Raw genomic sequence first — 14856 nt, 5'->3', positions numbered from 1 at the left:
GTGGTAAAGCAACGCCGCGAGACGAACAGGACCGGTGATGACAGAGCAGACCTCTCCCACAGATTTCCGTAGCCCTTTCATGCGCGAAGCTCAGGCTCGCGGCTTCCTCTTCCAGTGCACGGATGCGGAAGCACTTGATGCGGCCATGCTCGCCGGACCTGTCACGGGCTATATCGGTTTTGATCCGACGGCTGACAGTCTGCATGTCGGCTCCGCCACCCAGATCATGCTGCTGCGTCTGCTTCAGAAGCACGGACACCGTCCGGTCGCCCTTCTTGGCGGCGGCACAGCGAAGATCGGCGATCCGTCTTTCCGCGAGGAAGCGCGTTCGCTGATGTCGGACGACACCATCGCCAAAAACATCGCAGGTATCGAAGGCAGTCTCCGTCAGATGATGACGTTTGGAGAAGGCCCATCCGATGCGGTTCTGGCCAACAACGCCGACTGGCTCGACAAGCTTTCCTACATCGAACTGCTACGCGAAGTAGGCGTGCATTTCTCGGTCAACCGGATGCTTTCCTTCGACTCTGTCCGCTCCCGTCTGGAACGTGAGCAGGGTTTGACGTTTCTCGAATTCAATTACTCCATCCTGCAGTCCTTCGATTTCCGCGAACTGAACCGCCGTTACGGCGTGACGCTTCAGATGGGCGGCTCGGACCAGTGGGGCAATATTGTCTCGGGCATAGACCTTGTCCGGCGCACCGACAGCAAGCAGGTGTTCGGCCTCACCGCTCCACTCCTGACCACGGCTTCCGGCGCGAAGATGGGCAAAAGCGCAAAGGGTGCAGTCTGGCTGTCAGCCGCGAAATTGCCGGTGTTCGAATACTGGCAGTTCTGGCGCAACACGGAAGACGCCGATGTTGGCCGTTTCCTGAAGCTGTTCTCAGATCTGCCAATTGAAGAGTGCGACCGTCTCGGCGCACTTGAAGGTGCGAGCATCAACGAGGCGAAGAAGATCCTCGCCACGGAAGCCACGGCCCTGTGTCACGGTCGCGCGGCGGCAGAAGAAGCCGAAGAAACAGCCCGCAAGGTTTTTGAGGCAGGCACGACAGCGACCGCCCTGCCGACCCGCACGCTGCCTCGTGCCGATCTTGAAGCGGGTCTGCCTGCATTCAGGATTTTCACGGAAGCGGGTCTCGCAACCAGTAATGGCGAGGCACGCCGCCTGATCCGTGGCGGTGGCGCACGTGTGAACGATGTACAGATCAAGGACGAAGGACAGATCGTCTCGCTGGCGGATGCCGTAGACGGCTCGATCAAGCTTTCATCAGGCAAGAAGCATCATATTCTGGTGCAGCCCGTGTAGTTTTACACAACTCCTGCTCTCCAGAAGCTCTTACTCCAGAAATATAATAGATAATATTTCTGGAGTTTTTCTTTTATAAGTCATGCAGCATCCTGCAACTCTGAAATAACAGAGCCATCAGATAGATAATTTATTACCCGAAGAGCAATATCTGTATCTCCATCATACGACTGATAAATTGCATTGATGCATGCTACGGCAATTCTATGATCGCCTTTTTTATAGGCCTCATCAGCCAGAACAATCAGGCATCTCGTAAAATACTTCAAGCTAGCAGCCTTCAAAATTCGGTTGAGACAACTAAGCGTTAGCTGCCGGTAACAGCTTTTTAGCCTCAAAACGCTATATAATATTTTACACGATTCGGGACAGAAATCGTTAAAAATCCGTTAATATTCTTGTTTTATTTTAAAGACGAAGTAAAAATGTTTCCAAAGACATAGATTTATGATGGCGATGTTTTTATGTATCTCTATTAAAAAACATGCGACTTATGTACTTCTTTATGCGCTTCCGAGAGATATCAAAAGCATTGGAAAAAATGGGATGCAAAACCAATTAACAATAATTATTGGCACGACCATGAAAAAACTGCGTCAGGATCGCAATCTAACGCTTGAGCAGCTTTCCGTGGCCTCCGGTATAGATAAAGATCGCCTGGAAATTTTCGAAAGCTGCAAGGAAAGACCTGACGCCGAGGAATTGCTGAATATTTGCAAGGCTCTGGAAATAAGCATTTCTGACCTGTTGGATGTAAAATCCAACTAGAACCTCACAAACACGACCAGAAACGCAAACAGCGCAAACTACCCCTGATAAGACGCAATTTCGATCAGGTTCTGATCCGGGTCATGGCAATAGACTGATGTCACCGGACCAAGCGCTCCTAGACGGGCTACCGGGCCTTCAACCACTTTCACACCGCAGCCCTTGAGATGCTCAATGACATCTTCACTCGCAACGGCAGCGATGAAACAGAGATCATTGGTGCCGCAGGACGCGAACTGTGCGGTTTCCCACCCCTCCATGCCTTCCGGCCGCAGGTTGATCTTCTGACCGCCGAACTTCAGCGCCGTTCGATTGTGCCGCCCATACTCTTCCCGTTCCATACCGAGCACACGCTGATACCAGGACGCCGAGACCTCAATATCACGGACAGTGAGAACAACGTGGTCCAGTCGATCAACGGTGAAGCGCATGAGACAATGCCTTACTCTGAAGCGTATCCGCCTTGCGACGCCGAGGACATGGCGTCGCTTTCATAATGTCTATTGAACGGCGTTGCCGGAGGAAAGCAAGCCCTCCCCCGGCACAGAGCGGATTATCGGCAGATCAGGTGAGACCGGCGTAGAAGTCGTTGCCCTTGTCATCGATGACGATGAAAGCCGGGAAGTTTTCGACTTCGATTTTCCAGACCGCTTCCATGCCCAGTTCCGGATATTCCAGAACCTCGACCTTGCGGATGCAGTCCTTGGCCAGACGCGCCGCCGGGCCACCGACTGAGCCGAGATAGAAGCCGCCATAGGTCTGGCAGGCGTCCTTCACGGCCTTGGAGCGATTGCCCTTGGCCAGCATCACGTAGGAGCCGCCAGCCTTCTGGAGTTCGGCGACATACGAGTCCATACGGCCTGCCGTGGTCGGACCGAAGGAGCCGGTCGGCATCCCCGCCGGAGTCTTGGCCGGACCAGCATAATAGACCGGATGATCCTTGAGATATTGCGGCAGTCCTTCGCCCTTCTCCAGACGTTCCTTGAACTTGGCATGGGCGATATCGCGCGCCACGACCATCGTGCCGGTCAGGGACAGGCGCGTCTTGACGGGATATTTCGACAGTTCCTTGCGGATCTCGTCCATCGGACGATTGAGGTCGATATTGACCGCCTCGCCTTCCAGATGCTCGTCGGTCGTCTCGGGCAGGAAGCGGGCCGGATCGTGCTCAAGCTGCTCGAGGAACACGCCTTCCGCCGTGATCTTCGCCTTGGCCTGACGGTCTGCCGAGCAGGACACACCGATGCCAACCGGAAAAGACGCCCCGTGACGAGGCAGACGCACGACCCGCACGTCGTGGCAGAAATACTTGCCGCCAAACTGCGCGCCGATGCCAAGCTTCTGGGTCAGCTTCAGGACTTCGGCTTCCATTTCCTTGTCACGGAATGCCTGTCCGTTTTCGTTCCCCTTGTCGGGCAGCGAATCGTAATAGTGCGTGGAGGCCATCTTGACGGTCTTGAGCGTCTGCTCAGCGGACATGCCGCCCAGAACGATGGCAAGGTGATACGGCGGACAGGCTGACGTGCCGAGCGTACGGAGCTTGGTCTCCAGCCATTTCAGCAGCGTCTCCTTGTTGAAGATCAGTGCCCGCGTTTCCTGAAACAGGAACGTCTTGTTGGCTGAGCCGCCTCCCTTGGCGACGAACAGAAGATCGAATTCCTCCGGATGATAATCGCCCGGATTGGCGGCGACATCGACCTGCACGGGCAGATTGGTACCGGTGTTTTTCTCATCAAAAATCGTCAGCGGCGCCATCTGCGAATAGCGCAGGGCGGTCGTCGTGTAGGTCTTGTAGACGCCGCGAGCGAAGGCTTCGTCGTCATTGCCTTCGACCCAGACGCGCTGGCCCTTCTTGCCGACAACGATGGCCGTTCCCGTGTCCTGACACATCGGCAGCGCGCCGCCAGCGGCGATGCAGGCGTTCTTCAGCAGGTCGAGCGCCACGAAACGGTCGTTATCAGACGCTTCTGGGTCCTTGAGAATATTGGCCAGAGACTGGAGATGCGAGGGCCGCAGCAGGTGGGCAATATCGTTGAACGCCTCCGCCGCCAGCGCGGACAGGGTTTCCGGCTCGACATGCAGGATGGTTTTGTCACCGACCTTCGATGTGCTGACCCCACCGAGATCGAGTTTACGGTACGGCGTTTCATCCTTGCCCAGCTGAAACAGCGGGGCATAGGAAAAATCCTTGATCGCTGGTGTCTTGGACGCAGCCTTCTGCGCCGGAGCTTTCGGCGCGGTGGTGTCAGCAGTCATCGTCTCAGTCTCCGATCGGGCGTCCGGCTGGGCCTTGCGGCGTCAGCTCGGCTTGGGACCCTTTTTACGAAAGGCATCGAGACTCACGACAGCGGCGTCCCCTTTCGGGGCCAGATCTTCCGGCGCTGGTTCAGGAATAGCCTCCGCCTCCGCAACCTCTGCTTCGTGCTGGGCTTTTTCCGTCGGGTTAAAGCGCATTGAAAGCTGGATATGCGGGTCCGCGAAGCCGGTGATGGCCGCCACCGGGATCGTGAGTATCGAGCCGACTCCTCCGAAGGACAGGCCGACCGAGACACAGCGCTGTTCACGGTCCACTTTCAGATCCCAGAACTGATGCTGCAACACGATCGTCATCTCATGCGGATACTGGGCGCGCAGACGCGATGGAATATCCACGCCCGGCCAGTCGGTCCGGAAAGACAGATAGAAATGATGGCCGCCTGCAAGCCCTTCCCGGCTCACATGTTCGAGCGCACGCAGCATGACATCGCGGTAGGCGTCTTCCATCCAGACGTCATACGGCAGCATGCTCTCCGGCAGATCGCCGCCCGGTCCGCCGCCATCCTGATTGTCGGTCATGGAAAAATCCCCTGTATTCTGCCCGCTCCATAGTGCGGCGCCTGTATACCACACCTGTCCCGTGAAAGGTTATCGCGGCGGCATGGATGAGGCAAAGGCAGAAGGAAGGCAACCCACCTGCATCGCTGTCTGGTCACAGAGAGGTGAAGCATCCTGAATGGAATTTTCTTTGAGGTGGGAGGGCTTCTGTTGCCCGGTGCCCTCCCGAACCGCGCTTATCGCTTATGCAGCGACAGCGAGCACCTCTGAGTTATCGTTGGCACTTGTAAGTTAGCCCGATGACGGCGGTACAATGCCGGGCAAAAGGAAAGTCTTTACCACGCGTGTCGAGCCTGTTTCGTCCCCACAATCCCGGACTGGCCGGGAGTTTTCTTGGTGGAGACGCCGGGTACCGCCCCCGGGTCCACAACGCTTATTCCAAATTCCGTTTATCGCCATAGCCAAGGGTCGAACCCTCCTGCACCCACGAAGATAGGTGTATGTCTTCCCTTCCGCAAGGTCTTTGTAAGGCCACCAAGTGGAAGCCGGCTGCTTATTGGAAAATTCAGGTTCAAACATTCTTTTTATCGTATCTATCTCTCGTTCTGCAGGCAGATCGAAACCCTTTTCCCTAAGTTCTTGTCTGGACAGCCCCGGCGTGTGCTAGACCCTCGCCCCATAGTGCTGCGGGCCTCGCAGCCATCCGATTCAGACCCAAGACACAAGGCCGGAAGACCATGCCCCTGACCGACGCGCAGCGCACCGAAATCGAAGAGCATGGCCAGACAACAGCCACGACCAAGCGCCCGACCGTGCCCGCACTGGAAGAGATTCTCTTCAGGGCGCACCCGGTTCTGGACCACGGTTTTGTTCGTGTAATCGACTATATGGGCGACGATGCCGCCATCGTGCAGGCCGCCCGCGTGTCCTATGGACGCGGTACCCGCAAGGTGTCGGAAGACACCGGCCTGATCCGCTACCTGATGCGTCACCGCCATTCGACCCCGTTCGAGATGTGCGAGATCAAGTTCCACATTAAACTGCCGATCTTCATCGCCCGTCAGTGGATTCGCCATCGCACGGCCAATGTGAATGAATATTCTGCGCGCTACTCGATCCTAGACCGGGAATTCTATCTTCCCTCACCCGAGCATATGGCCGCCCAGAGCGCCAGCAACCGGCAGGGCCGCGGTGATGTGCTGGATGCCGAGACGGCTACAAAGGTCATGCACCTGCTGCGTGACGACGCTATCCGCTGCTACGACACTTATGAAAACCTGCTCGACACAGACAATGGGCCGGGACTGGCGCGTGAACTGGCGCGGATGAATCTGACACTGAACACCTACACCCAGTGGTACTGGAAGGTGGATCTGCACAACCTGATGCATTTCCTGTCCCTGCGCATTGATCCGCACGCGCAGTACGAAATCCGTGCCTATGCTGAAGTCATGCTGTCCATGCTGGAAGCCTGGGTGCCGATCGCGGCTGCCGCGTTCAAGGAGTATCGTGTTGGTGCGGTGACCTTCTCTGCCACCATGGTCGTCCTGCTGCGCAAGATGCTCGCAGGTGAAACGGTGACTCAGGAAAATTCCGGCCTGTCACGGCGCGAATGGGACGAGTTCCAGAAGGTGCTGCATGGCTGAGAATGATGCGCTTTTCGAGCCTTCTCACGGGCAGGCTCCCGAAAAGCGTCCTGTCCGCAAGGGACCTACTTTTACGCCGTTTGTCATTGCGGCGGTCTTCCTTGTGATTGTCTGGGCTGTCCTGACATTAGCCTTTCCAGCCAGCCCCGACACTCTCCCGGCGTCAACGATCCTGAAAAACACCCTGCACTCCCTGACGCATGACGACGTCAAGACCGAACAACATCAGTAAAGATACAGTGAAGGGCGTTTCTGTAAAAACAGCCCGGATATCAACATAAAATATAAACATTGTCCCTGATTCTGAGTTATGGCTGAAAGTGGTCCTGTGTCCGCAGGCATGTACGTATTCATTTCAAGGACAACATGCTCTTCAAATCGCTTTCCGGCTCGACACTAGTTGGTCTGTGCGCGCTTTTCGCGTGCACCTTCACTGCCCTGACAAGTGAAGTCGCCCCTGTCGGCCTTCTCGTGGACATGGCGCAGGCCTTTCACATTCAGGAAGGGCAGGCAGGACTGGCGGTCAGCGCCTTCGCCCTCATGGTGGCTTTCGGCGCCGTGCCGCTGACCATCGCTACGGGCAAAATGGACCGCAAGCTGCTGGTGCTGATGTCTCTCGGCGGTTACATCGTCTCCAATCTGGTTGTCGCACTGGCGCCCACCTTTCTTGTCCTCTGTCTGGGGCGCATGATCGGCGGTCTTGCCCATGCGGTGCTGATGTCCGTCGTCGCGGCCTACGCGGCGCGGCTCGTTTCCCCGGACATGACCGGACGCGCCATCTCCTTTGTCTATGGTGGCACATCTCTGGGCGCGATCCTTGGTGTGCCGGGTTCAGCTGCGATCGGACATTTCGCCAGCTGGCGCATCGCCATGTTCATCATGACCGGTCTGGCGGTTGTGCTTCTGGTCTTCATCGCCCTGAAACTGCCGCCGGTTGCGGCACCATCCTCGTCCGTACCCGGTGGCGTTCCGACAATCCGCTCCCGTCAGGCCTTCCGGAATTTCGGCCTCGTCATACTTGTAAACGTCGTCTTCTTCTTCGCTCACAATCTGCTCTACACCTATGTGACGCCCCTCCTCCTGCAACATGGTGTGGCTGAAAACGATCTCAGTGTTGTTCTGCTCATTACAGGCAGCCTCAGCATCGTCGGACTGTGGATGGCGAGTCTGATGGTGGACCGCTGCCCCGCTCTGGGACTGCTTTGCGCCGGCGGTCTGATGCTGGTCGGCATGGGATTGATGTTCGGACATATTCTGAGCGGATGGGAGTGCGTCGTCGCTATCGCCATCTGGTGCATCGGCTTCTCCGCCATCGTGCCGTTCGTGATGTCGGGGGCCATCCGCGCCAACGCCACACAGGCTGACGTTGCTGGAGCGGCCGTCAACAGCGCCAGCAACGTTGGTATTCTGCTGGGCTCCGCGACAGGCGGGCAGATTCTGTCACTTGCCGGGTTTAGTGTGCTGACGCCTGTATCACTTTCGATCGTGGTGCTCGGCATCGCAATCGGCCTCGCCAGCCCGAAAGCTTTCCCCTGGAAGCTGGCCAGCAGTCACTGATCCGCTTGATCCATCCCGCTGCGAACACGAACCAATGCAGGTTCGTGTTCGCAGATTTCCTTCCAAAAAATCGTCCGCCTCTGATCCATCTCAATTCGATAGCTGCCGTGCATTGTTATGTTATAACATAACATATAATAATCAGCAGATTGCTATCGAAGGAGGCAGGCCGTCATGGACGAAAGACTTCCGGTAACCGTTCTTTCCGGCTTTCTGGGAGCGGGCAAAACCACGCTTCTCAACCATGTTCTGAACAACCGCGAAGGCCGGAAGGTCGCCGTGATTGTCAACGACATGAGCGACGTGAACATCGACGCCGATCTGGTGCGTGGCGGCAGCGATCTGTCGCGCACGAACGAGACGCTGGTCGAAATGAGCAACGGCTGTATCTGCTACACGCTGCGCGACGATCTGCTTCAGGAAGTCCGGCGGCTCGCAGAGGAAGGCCGCTTCGATTACCTGCTGATTGAATCGACTGGCATTGCGGAACCTCTTCCGGTCGCGGCGACCTTCGAATTTCGTGATGAAGCCGGCGAAAGTCTGTCCGACATTGCCCGCCTCGACACAATGGTGACGGTCGTGGACGCCGTGAACCTGCTGAAAGATTACAGCTCGACGGATTTTCTGCACGACCGTGGCGAGACCGCTGGCGAAGGCGATGACCGCGCGCTTGTCGATCTTCTGGTCGAACAGATCGAATTCGCCGATGTCGTCGTGCTGAACAAGGTTTCAAGCGCCACACCGGAACAGCGTGATGCGGCCTGGAAGATCATTCAGGCGCTCAACGCCGATGCCGACATCGTCGAAGCGGATCACGGCGTCGTCCCCTCCGCACAGATTCTGGACACCCATCGGTTCGATTACGACAAGGCCCACAAGCATCCGCTGTGGTACAAGGAACTGTTCGGATTTCAGAACCATATTCCTGAAACGGAAGAATACGGAATCCGCACCTTTGTCTGGCGGGCGCGCCGTCCTCTGATGCCGGAACGCTTCAAAACCTTCATCGACAACATATGGCCGGGCGTCATCCGGGCAAAAGGCCATTTCTGGCTGGCGACACGCCCTGAATGGGTGGGCGAATTGGGTCAGGCGGGCGCACTGGTGCGCACACAGGCGCTCGGACGCTGGTGGGCAACCATCCCGAAAGAGCACTGGCCTGACGACACGGATTGGCGCGACCATCTTTTTTCAAAGTGGGACCCGGTTTACGGAGATCGGCGACAGGAAATCGTCTTTATCGGCACAGCAGAGATGGACGAGGCCGCTATCAGCGCCGCCCTGAACGCCTGCCTTGTGCCTGACCTGAAAGAAGACCGGTTCGATCCACTGCTCTTCGCGCATCTGCCTGACCCTTTCCCGACCTGGGGGCAGCAGGAGGCACTGGAAGATGCCTGAAAGCACAACCAGTAACGAACGGACCCTTCGCCACGAGATGTGGCGTCGTTAAGACGGGGATGACTGGGCGGCTTTCGAAGCGCTGCCAGTGAGCATCCGCAGGCGCGTGACAGAACATGCTTATGACGCATGGTCGGTCAACGTGATGATCCTCTGGCGACACTACAAACGGATTTACGGGCGCACGCCACGGGCCGAGCGGGCGTTGCTCCGCTATCTTGATTACTGCGAACGACTGGAACGGGAGGCCTTCGCCGCACGCTATGGCGAGACGTATGGCATGACCCTACCCCATGATGCGGCAGCAGTGCCAGTTTTACGGTAAGCCGATACGAAACCTCTTTCAGGCGCATCGGAGAGCACGGTTTTGGGGCTTTACCCCGAACCCTACAAAGAGACAGAGTCCCTTTGATCCCGGTGTGTAAAAAAAAATGGGCGCACAGAAAAGCTCTATGCGCCCACCACTTTGAAAACCAGCCTTCCCTCCTCAAACAGAAGGGAAGACCCGCTATATTTTACTGACCGTCGTCGTCAGAGGACGGGGCGTTGTTGTCAGAGTTTCCATCCAGAGAAACAGCGACAAACAGCGACTGACCATCGCGTAGAATCCGCAGCATGACGGCGTGACGCGCCTTCAAGGCTGCCGAGACAGCGGAAACGGTCGCGGATGGCGTTTCCACCGCCTGTTCTCCGACTGCCTGAATCAGATCACCGGGACGAAGACCAGCCTGATCGGCAGGGGAGCCGGGCTGCACATCCGACACCACCACGCCATGCACGGAATGATCGAGCCCAAGCTGCTGGCGGATATCGCTGGTCAGCGGTTGCAGGCTCACGCCGATCTTCTCACCATGCGCCCCCGCACCAGCAGAAGAAGCACTGTTGGCAGTGGACTGATTCACGATATGAACAGTGAGATCTTTCGACACACCATTCCTCAGCACCGTGAGCGTTGCGTCTGTTCCCGGCGTGATGGCCGCAACCTTCACGGCGAGGGCATGCGGCGTCTCAACCGTTTTGCCGTTCAGCTTGACGATCACATCGCCTGCTTTCACGCCTGCCTTGGCGGCAGGACTGTCGGGGGTGATGTTGGCGACAAGCGCACCGGCAGGCGGCGCACCCGGGCTGGCCGGTGTCAGGTTCAGCGCGCTCGCCATGGACTGCGAAATGACCTGCGCCTCAACCCCGAGATAACCGCGCGTCACATGGCCGGTCTTCTGAAGCTGCGACACCACCGTTTTCACGGTATCGGAAGGAATGGCGAAACCAATGCCGATTGACCCACCTGATGGCGAGAAGATGGCGGTGTTCACGCCAACAACCTTGCCATCCTGCGTGATGAGCGGGCCGCCCGAGTTGCCGCGATTGATCGGCGCATCGACCTGGAAGAAATTGTCGTACGGTCCATCACCGATATCGCGTCCCAGTGCGGAAACGATACCCGCCGTGACGGTGCCGCCCAGCCCGTAAGGGTTACCCACGGCGATGACCCATTCGCCCGGTTGCACATCATCGGACTCACCAAGCTCGATGAACGGCAGCTTTCTGGTGCTGTTCAGCTTGAGCAGCGCGATATCGGTTTTCGGATCACGACCGATCACGCGGGCCTGAAGGGTGGTGCCGTCATCAAGCGTGGCCGTGACCTTTGTCGCTCCTTTGACCACATGATTGTTGGTCACGACATAACCGTCAGCGGAAAGGATGAAGCCCGAGCCGCGCGCTTCCACCGTCTGACGCTGCTGCGGCATCATCTGGAACGGAAAAGGAAAGGGAAAAGGCGACTGCTGCATGCCCTGCTCTTCGCCCTCGCCAGCATCCGGACGGATCATGGCTGTGATGGACACGACAGCAGGTTTCACCTGTTTCACCAGCATCACAAAATCGGGGATGGTCCGGTTTGGACTGGTCGGCTGGATGGGACCGGGAGCGTCGGCGAGAGCCGATGGAATCAGATCAGGAACGAGAGGTGATGCAAGCGCGATGGTTCCGAGACCCGCCATGACGGCGGCTGTCGTCATGAAACGCTTGCGGGTCTGGCGGATCGACGAATTCTTTACTGGCATGTCTTTTCCGATAAATCCCTTGAACCGGGTCGTCTTGCGACCCCGAGCGATGATGGTCGGAGATGCTCGCAAGAGCAATCCGTCTCCTTGATACAAAAGGGAAATTGCCGCAGATCACCAAACGTCATCCATACGGCCAGATGAAACGTCCGTTACTTCCCGCGGGCGCGATTGCACCGGAAAGTGGGATAAATTCCCGGAAAACCCGGTCGCCCCGGGCACAATGATCCGTTACGAACAAGTATTAATGTTTGGTCATCCCGGAACGTCGGGGTCTGAAAGTTACACTGATCTCAGCCACGCAGCTGCCTGAAAAAATCTTTCAGGAGCAGGCTGCTCTCTCTCTCTCGCACACCACCGATAATTTCCGGGTGACGCAGGCAGGTTGGGTGATCAATGACACGCGGTCCATGATCGACCCCACCGCCTTTCGGGTCATACGCGCCGAAAATGATTCGCTTCACACGGAAATGCACCGCCGCCGCCGCACACATCGGGCAAGGCTCCAGCGTGACAACAAGCGTGCAATCATCCAGTCGTGTCGAGCCAATGACCTGAGCCGCCTTTCGCATGGCGAGCATTTCGGCATGAGCTGACGGATCGTGCCGCGCCTCAACTTCATTTCCGGCGACAGACAGCGGAAGACCTGTTGCCGACAGAATGACGGCACCCACCGGCACTTCCCCGCGCCGGGCGGCGGAACGGGCTTCGGCCAGCGCCAGATCCATACCGAAACAGGGCTGAATTCCGCCGGAATATCTTAAGTGTGAGGTCTTCTTCACGTTCTGTTTCAATACCAGAGACCCAACCGGGAATTTTTTGTGGCGAAAAAATGTCAGAGACCACGTTTTTAGCTTGATTCCTTAACTTTCTCTCTGTCACAGTGCGTATCACGGCCTGTAACAATTCTCCATCGTGATCACGATGGAATTTGGGGATGCCGGACTGGATTATCACTGGCTACCGATGTCGCACTGGCATCGGCAAGCGTGGAAGGGGGAAAGGTCATGCAGAGTTTGACACTGGTTCTTGCCGCCGCCACCATCGGCCTGGCTTTTGCAGCATCAGATCATATTCATTCAAAACAGGAACCTGTGCCCGTCAAGGTTGATCGTGCTCATCACCACAGCGACAGGTCACAGTTCTGATTTCAGCAGCCCCTGACGTATAAGGCTGACCGCCATATACGTCAGCGGGCGTTTCCTCTAATGGGAGCGACATGGATTCATTCGCTCCCATGCCCCTTATCGGGGTCACTCTCGATCAGGAACCGGGCGGCCAAGGGCAGTATTCCGCGTTTCCGTGGTACGCTCTCCGTGCAAACTATATGGGCGCCGTCATCAAGGCAGGCGGCCTGCCTGTAGCGCTCCCCTACGCACCCTGTCTGACCAGCAAGATTCTCGATCGTCTGGACGGGTTGATCGTCACCGGTGGTGCATTTGACATTGATCCTGCGCTTTATGGCGAAGACCGGAGTGAAGCCACAACCACGCTGAAGCCGGGTCGCACCGCATCGGAAATGGCGCTTCTGGAAGCGGCCATGGAGCGGGATATACCAGTGCTCGGTATCTGCGGTGGCATGCAGCTTCTGGCCGCAGCGCTGGATGGTTCACTGATTCAGGACATTGCGACCGAACAGCCTGATGCCCTCCCCCATGAGCAGCCGAATCCACGCGATCAGGCCGGACATATCGTCACCATCGAACCTTATTCCCTACTTGGGAAAATTGTCGGGCGTGGCACGATGGCGGTGAATTCCTCGCATCATCAGGCCGTCCGTGATCCGGGTCGTGGTCGGGTGTCCGCTCGGGCAGAAGATGGCATCATCGAAGCAATAGAAGACCCATCGGCACGTTTCTGTGTCGGGGTGCAATGGCATCCGGAATTTCTTATAGATCCAGGAGATCTCGCGTTATTTACGGCCTTTGTTGAGGCCGCACAGAACGCAACAGTGTCGGGAGACGGTGTATGGTAGACGACAGTAACGAACACACGACAGAAGCACGCGGCGATCGTATCGCAAAATGGCTGGCCCGGAGTGGCGTGGCCAGCCGCCGCGATATCGAACGCATGATCGCCGAACGCCGCATCAAACTGAACGGCGTTGTGGTGGAACATCCGGCGACATTCGTGACCCCCACAGATGTCGTAGCCGTTAATGGCAACATTGTTGAGGGACCACAGCACACCCGTCTGTGGCGCTACCACAAGCCGGACGGGCTGGTGACAACGCACCGTGATCCGGAAGGCCGCAAGACAGTCTTTGAGACGCTGCCTGAAGGCATGCCGCGCGTCGTCAGTGTGGGACGACTTGACCTGAACAGTGAAGGCCTGCTGCTGCTGACCAATGACGGCGCACTGGCCCGCCGTCTGGAACTGCCTTCAAACGGCTGGCTGCGGCGCTATCGCGTGCGGGTGTTTGGGGTGGTGAACGAACGTGAACTCGCAGGACTGGCCAAAGGCTGCTCCATTGAGGGCGTGAAATACGGCCCGATCGAAGCCTCGCTCGACTCCCGCAAGGGTGACAATGCGTGGCTGACCGTCTCCCTGCGAGAAGGTAAGAACCGCGAGATCCGTCGCGTAATGTCGGCCATGAATCTTCATGTCAGTCGTCTGTTGCGCACGTCCTACGGCCCGTTCCCTCTTGGTGAACTCAAGCCGGGAGAACTGGAGGAAGTGCCTGCGCGTGTCATGAAGGCACAGATTCCACGCGATGTGGAGATCGACACCAAGCGGCGCGGCTGATGCGGATCATCGCCGGGATACGACGCGGGCGGACTCTGACAGCACCGGACGGCAAGGCGACCCGCCCCACGGCTGACCGCGTGAGGCAGGCTCTGTTCGACATGCTGCTTCATGCCCCATGGGGTGGCAGGGACTGCGTTGAGGGTGCTCATGTGCTGGATGGCTTTGCCGGGACAGGAGCGCTCGGTCTGGAAGCGCTGTCACGGGGAGCCGCTTTCTGCACGTTCTTTGAAGTGGATCGTCCAGCTCTGGCTGCCTTGCGGACAAACGTGCGCGATTGTCAGATGCAGGACGTGAGCCGCATTCAGGCTTCGACGGTCCTGAAACCACCTCGGGCCACAACACCCTGCAATCTGGTGTTTCTGGACCCGCCTTATGGTCAGTCCCTGCCCGCTCAGGCGCTCACGGCTCTCACATCCGCAGGCTGGATCGCACCGGGTGCTTTGATCGTCACGGAAACCGGACGTGACGAACCGATGCCGGTTGAAGGTGCGGAGATTCTGGCCGAACGGGCGCATGGTGCCGCACGCCTGTGGGTGTGGCGACAGGGCTGATTGGG

At 57.6% G+C, this 14856-nt stretch carries 16 protein-coding genes, 1 other RNA gene and 1 pseudogene; 11 read left to right on the top strand and 7 right to left on the bottom strand.

What is annotated here, in order from left to right; all coding sequences use genetic code 11:
• Nucleotides 1–37 precede the first annotated feature (37 nt).
• A complete protein-coding gene (tyrS, locus tag EMQ_RS16155) occupies nt 38–1306 on the top strand; it encodes a tyrosine--tRNA ligase (protein WP_010666970.1) in 1269 nt (422 codons plus the stop codon).
• Nucleotides 1307–1386: 80 nt separating this feature from the next.
• On the opposite strand, the gene EMQ_RS16150 is transcribed toward tyrS, so the two are convergent.
• Nucleotides 1387–1575: a hypothetical protein gene (locus EMQ_RS16150; RefSeq protein ID WP_132012049.1), complete on the bottom strand. Its 189-nt coding sequence runs from the start codon at nt 1573–1575 to the stop codon at nt 1387–1389.
• A 178-nt stretch (nt 1576–1753) separates the two neighbouring features.
• On the opposite strand from EMQ_RS16150, the gene EMQ_RS16145 reads away from it, so the two are divergent.
• Complete coding sequence (locus EMQ_RS16145; RefSeq protein WP_018307697.1) at nt 1754–2074, top strand: helix-turn-helix domain-containing protein; 321 nt, start codon at nt 1754–1756, stop codon at nt 2072–2074.
• A 38-nt stretch (nt 2075–2112) separates the two neighbouring features.
• Here EMQ_RS16145 and EMQ_RS16140 read toward each other — a convergent pair whose 3' ends face one another.
• The 4 genes from EMQ_RS16140 to ssrA all read right to left on the bottom strand — a co-directional run bounded on the left by EMQ_RS16140 (nt 2113) and on the right by ssrA (nt 5410).
• Nucleotides 2113–2505: a VOC family protein gene (locus EMQ_RS16140; protein ID WP_010665910.1), complete on the bottom strand. Its 393-nt coding sequence runs from the start codon at nt 2503–2505 to the stop codon at nt 2113–2115.
• 133 nt (nt 2506–2638) lie between these two features.
• Nucleotides 2639–4330 (bottom strand): fumarate hydratase, encoded by a 1692-nt coding sequence (locus tag EMQ_RS16135; RefSeq protein WP_010665911.1) that lies wholly within the window; start codon nt 4328–4330, stop codon nt 2639–2641.
• A 42-nt stretch (nt 4331–4372) separates the two neighbouring features.
• Nucleotides 4373–4909: an SspB family protein gene (locus tag EMQ_RS16130; protein ID WP_010665912.1), complete on the bottom strand. Its 537-nt coding sequence runs from the start codon at nt 4907–4909 to the stop codon at nt 4373–4375.
• 175 nt (nt 4910–5084) lie between these two features.
• Nucleotides 5085–5410, bottom strand: a transfer-messenger RNA (tmRNA) gene (gene ssrA / locus EMQ_RS16125).
• Nucleotides 5411–5625: 215 nt separating this feature from the next.
• Here ssrA and thyX point away from each other — a divergent pair.
• The 5 genes and pseudogenes from thyX to EMQ_RS16100 all read left to right on the top strand — a co-directional run bounded on the left by thyX (nt 5626) and on the right by EMQ_RS16100 (nt 9814).
• Nucleotides 5626–6534, top strand: a complete 909-nt coding sequence (gene thyX, locus EMQ_RS16120; RefSeq protein ID WP_010665913.1) for an FAD-dependent thymidylate synthase — start codon at nt 5626–5628, stop codon at nt 6532–6534.
• The gene (locus EMQ_RS16115; RefSeq protein ID WP_010665914.1) at nt 6527–6766 is read left to right on the top strand and encodes a hypothetical protein; all 240 of its coding nucleotides are present in this window, start codon (nt 6527–6529) and stop codon (nt 6764–6766) included. The genes thyX and EMQ_RS16115 overlap by 8 nt, the downstream gene beginning before the upstream one ends.
• A gap of 134 nt (nt 6767–6900) precedes the next feature.
• The gene (locus EMQ_RS16110; RefSeq protein ID WP_010665915.1) at nt 6901–8091 is read left to right on the top strand and encodes an MFS transporter; all 1191 of its coding nucleotides are present in this window, start codon (nt 6901–6903) and stop codon (nt 8089–8091) included.
• A gap of 174 nt (nt 8092–8265) precedes the next feature.
• Complete coding sequence (locus EMQ_RS16105; RefSeq protein ID WP_010665916.1) at nt 8266–9489, top strand: GTP-binding protein; 1224 nt, start codon at nt 8266–8268, stop codon at nt 9487–9489.
• Nucleotides 9482–9814, top strand: a pseudogene (locus EMQ_RS16100) (DUF6525 family protein). Before EMQ_RS16105 ends, EMQ_RS16100 begins: the two are co-directional and overlap by 8 nt.
• Before the next feature lie 190 nt (nt 9815–10004).
• Here EMQ_RS16100 and EMQ_RS16095 read toward each other — a convergent pair.
• Both EMQ_RS16095 and EMQ_RS16090 read right to left on the bottom strand, forming a co-directional pair.
• The gene (locus EMQ_RS16095; protein WP_081617521.1) at nt 10005–11552 is read right to left on the bottom strand and encodes a trypsin-like peptidase domain-containing protein; all 1548 of its coding nucleotides are present in this window, start codon (nt 11550–11552) and stop codon (nt 10005–10007) included.
• Nucleotides 11553–11845: 293 nt separating this feature from the next.
• Entirely contained in the window at nt 11846–12280 is a 435-nt protein-coding gene (locus tag EMQ_RS16090; RefSeq protein WP_010667385.1) for a nucleoside deaminase, read from the bottom strand.
• 279 nt (nt 12281–12559) lie between these two features.
• On the opposite strand from EMQ_RS16090, the gene EMQ_RS16085 reads away from it, so the two are divergent.
• From EMQ_RS16085 to rsmD, 4 genes are all read left to right on the top strand, one after another.
• A complete protein-coding gene (locus EMQ_RS16085) occupies nt 12560–12700 on the top strand; it encodes a hypothetical protein (protein ID WP_010667386.1) in 141 nt (46 codons plus the stop codon).
• A 71-nt stretch (nt 12701–12771) separates the two neighbouring features.
• Nucleotides 12772–13527 carry a gamma-glutamyl-gamma-aminobutyrate hydrolase family protein gene (locus tag EMQ_RS16080; protein WP_010667387.1) on the top strand — a complete coding sequence of 252 codons (756 nt, stop codon included), beginning with the start codon at nt 12772–12774 and terminating at the stop codon, nt 13525–13527.
• Nucleotides 13521–14297, top strand: coding sequence for a pseudouridine synthase (locus EMQ_RS16075; RefSeq protein WP_010667388.1), 777 nt, complete (start codon nt 13521–13523; stop codon nt 14295–14297). Before EMQ_RS16080 ends, EMQ_RS16075 begins: the two co-directional genes overlap by 7 nt.
• Complete coding sequence (gene rsmD, locus EMQ_RS16070) at nt 14297–14851, top strand: 16S rRNA (guanine(966)-N(2))-methyltransferase RsmD (RefSeq protein ID WP_010667389.1); 555 nt, start codon at nt 14297–14299, stop codon at nt 14849–14851. The genes EMQ_RS16075 and rsmD overlap by 1 nt, the downstream gene beginning before the upstream one ends.
• The last annotated feature ends 5 nt before the right edge of the window (nt 14852–14856 follow it).

The organism is Acetobacter aceti NBRC 14818, from assembly GCF_000193495.2.
GTDB classification, from domain to species: domain Bacteria; phylum Pseudomonadota; class Alphaproteobacteria; order Acetobacterales; family Acetobacteraceae; genus Acetobacter; species Acetobacter aceti.
Note: the sequence above shows the minus strand (reverse complement) of the source record. Positions and strands in the feature narration are given on the sequence as shown.